The sequence below is a fragment of the Streptomyces tateyamensis genome, from assembly GCF_003205575.1.
Classification (GTDB): domain Bacteria; phylum Actinomycetota; class Actinomycetes; order Streptomycetales; family Streptomycetaceae; genus Kitasatospora; species Kitasatospora tateyamensis.
The window spans coordinates 1-267 of sequence record NZ_PYBW01000276.1; the positions used below are offsets into that span (position 1 = coordinate 1).

Annotated in this window: 1 protein-coding gene; it reads left to right on the forward strand. The window is 73.0% G+C overall.

Annotated elements, in window-relative coordinates:
* On the forward strand, positions 1-267 hold a 267-nt coding region (locus tag C7C46_RS33320), incomplete at both ends, for a transposase (RefSeq protein ID WP_146259331.1).

Consider the following 267-nt stretch of genomic DNA (forward strand, 5'->3'; position numbering starts at 1 on the left):
CGCCGGTTGTACCTGCCCGCTGCATGGACGGACGACCGGGCGCGCTGCCGAGAGGCCGGCGTGCCCGATGAGGTCGCGTTCGCCACGAAACCGCAGCTCGCGGTCGGCATGCTCGAACGGGCACTGGCGGACGGAGTGCTGTTCGCCTGGGTCGTGGCCGACTCCGGCTACGGCCGCGACACCGACCTGCGGGCGTTCCTGCACCGCGAACGCCTGTCCTATGTGCTCGCGGTCCCGGTCAGCCTGCCGATCGCCGGCCCACCGGGC